The organism is Glycocaulis sp., from assembly GCF_052168375.1.
In the GTDB taxonomy this organism is placed as follows: Bacteria; Pseudomonadota; Alphaproteobacteria; order Caulobacterales; family Maricaulaceae; genus Glycocaulis.
Genome location: NZ_JBQLZR010000121.1, coordinates 1 through 2,803 on the forward strand (window position 1 = coordinate 1; position 2,803 = coordinate 2,803).

1 protein-coding gene is annotated in these 2,803 nt (G+C 64.9%); it reads right to left on the bottom strand.

Annotated elements, in window-relative coordinates; all coding sequences use genetic code 11:
* Window positions 1–54: 54 nt before the first annotated feature.
* Window positions 55–2,700: an Rne/Rng family ribonuclease gene (locus ACTS2Z_RS04780; protein ID WP_442572083.1), complete on the bottom strand. Its 2,646-nt coding sequence runs from the start codon at window positions 2,698–2,700 to the stop codon at window positions 55–57.
* Between the last annotated feature and the right edge of the window lie 103 nt (window positions 2,701–2,803).

Sequence of the window (2,803 nt, forward strand, 5' to 3'; positions counted from 1 at the left end):
GGCAGAGGTGAAGACCGTCTGCAGTGACGCAGACGGTCTTGCTTGCCTCATGGCTTAAGAGCCGAGCCCGAACAGCTTGCCCGAGCGTTGCCACCAGCCTGCGCGCTTGGGGCCTGAGCCGCCATCGTTGCCGCCATCATTGGCATCCGTCGCCGGGGTTTCTGCCTCGGGTACTTCTTGCGGCGCATCTGCCTTGGCTGCGGCCTTGCGGGCGCGCGGTTTGCGCGCCGGCTTTTCGGGCTCGGATACCGCTTCTGCAGCTTCAGCCGTTTCGGCCGCTTCCGGCGCAGCCTTCACAGCTGCTTTGCGGGCAGGGGCCTTACGCGTGCGCTTCGGCTTTTCTGCCGCTTCGGCTACAGCCTCTGCAGCAGGGGCTTCCTCGGCAGCCGCATCGGCTTTCTTGCGCCGCGTGCGCTTGGGCTTGGCCGGGGCTTCCTCTGCCACAATCGCGGCGGCGTCCTGGCCTTCCTCAGCCGGTGCGGGCGCAGCGGCTTCGCCGCTTTCAGCCGGTTCGGCCTTCTTGCGGCGGCGAACCGGGCGTTCACGGGCGGGCGGAGTGTCGCCCGATCCCAGCGCATCACTTTCCTGCGGTTCGATCACAGCGAGGCCTGGAATGTCGGCAGCATCGTCAGAGCTGCCGGAACCGGCCTGCTGAGCGGTATCGCCCTGGTTCTCGCGAGCCTCGCCATCACCGCGCCGGCGGCGACCACGACCGCCCCGGCGGCCCCGGCGGCGGCGCTTGCGGGAACCTTCATCCTCGCTGTCATCAGCGCGCGCCGGTTCGGCGCGTTCGCCAGAACTATCGGCCTCATCACCGGATTCGTCAGACGACGCGCCATCACTGCCCGCGGCTTCATTGCTCCGGCCTTCGCCGTCTCCGCGTCCACGCCCACGGCGTCTACGGCGGCGTCCACGCTTGTCCTGGCCGTCGCCCCGGTTGCTCTCGCCGCCCGTGCTTTCGTCGGAATCGCCTTCAGCGGCTTCGGCTTCTTCCAGTGCGCTTTCCTCACGGGCAGCGCGCAGATCAGCCTCGTCCTCAGGCGTCAGCGCAGCTGACTCCACGGTCAGCGGCTTGGGCACGTACGGTCCACGATCACCGTCCTTGCGCGCTTCCAGACGCTCGATGCGTGCGCCGTCGCGTTTCAGGTCGAGATCGGTCGCGATGATCACGCGCATGTCGAAACGCTGCTCGACGGCACGCAGGTATTCGCGCTTCTCGTTCAGCAGATAGAGCGCGACCTCGTTGGGCAGGTGCAGCGCGATCTTGGAGGCGCGGCCCTTCAGGCCCTCTTCCTCGACACTGCGCACGGCGGCGAGCGCGCTCGATTCCACGCTGCGCAGATAGCCGATGCCGTTGCAGTGCGGGCACGGCTCGGTGGAGCCTTCCACAAGGCTGGTGCGGCGGCGCTGGCGGGAGATTTCCATCAGGCCGAACTGCGAGATTTTGGATGTCTGGATGCGTGCGCGGTCCTTCGCGAGCACTTCTTTCATCTTCTTCTCGACAGCGCGGACGTTCTTGGAGTCCTCCATGTCGATGAAGTCGATGATGACGAGGCCTGCAAGGTCGCGCAGGCGCATCTGGCGGGCCGCTTCCTCGGCGGCTTCCAGATTGGTGCGAAGGGCCGTCTGCTCGATATTGCGTTCGCGCGTGGACTTGCCCGAGTTCACGTCGATGGCGACCAGCGCCTCGGTGGGGTTGATGACCAGATAGCCACCCGATTTCAGCTGTGCGACGGGCGAATAAATCGCTTCAAGCTGGCTTTCCGTGCCGTGACGCAGGAAGAGCGGCATGTCGTCGGTATAGGGCTGCACCTTCGTGGCATGGCTGGGCATCAGCATGCGCATGAAGCTTTTCGCTTCCTTGTAGGCTTCCTCGCCTTCGACCAGGACGTGCTCGATATCCTTGTCGTAGAGATCGCGGATCGCGCGCTTCACGAGGTTGCCTTCCTCGTAGATGAGCGACGGCGCAACCGATTTCAGCGTGGTCTCGCGGATCGTCTCCCACAGGCGGATCAGGTAATCGTAATCGCGCTTGATCTCCAGCTTGGTGCGGGCGGCCCCGGCGGTCCGGATGATCAGGCCCATGCCGCGCGGCAGGTCGAGCGCCTGCACGGCGCTTTTCAACCGCTTGCGGTCGGTGGCGCTGGTGATCTTGCGCGAAATGCCGCCCCCGCGATCGGTGTTGGGCATCAGCACGCAATAGCGTCCGGCCAGCGAGAGATAGGTCGTCAGAGCCGCGCCCTTGTTGCCGCGCTCCTCCTTGGAGACCTGCACTAGCATCACCTGGCGGCGCTTGATGACTTCCTGGATCTTGTACTTGCGAAGCAGATTGCGCCGTTTGCGGGCAATCTCCTCCATCAGATCCTCGTCATCATCGTTCTCGTCGCCGGCTTCTGCCTCGTTCTCGCGGGCAAGCTCGGCCTCTGCTTCACGCAGGGCCTGACGATCCTCGAACGGGATCTGGTAATAGTCGGGATGTATCTCGTTGAAGGCCAGAAAGCCGTGCTTGTTGCCGCCATACTCGACGAAGGCAGCTTGCAGGGACGGTTCTACGCGAGTGACCTGGGCGAGGTAGATATTGCCGCGGATGGGACGGCGGGAGGCTGACTCAAAGTCGAAATCCTCAACGCGGTTGGACTCCACGATCACCACCCGGGTTTCTTCCGGGTGGGAGGCATCTATCAGCATTTTGCGGGACATAAAGGCGAGCTCCGGTGCGCGCGCCAGCACGAAGGGTCCGGCCGGGAAGGGCCGGAACGCGAGGCTGGGCGCTGTGTTGGGAGCGCAAGGACGGGGTCACTTC

Bases quoted from the DNA above. Each gene is read 5' to 3' on its own strand.
- ACTS2Z_RS04780 (WP_442572083.1), bottom strand. From the start codon at position 2,700: ATGTCCCGCAAAATGCTGATAGATGCCTCCCACCCGGAAGAAACCCGG.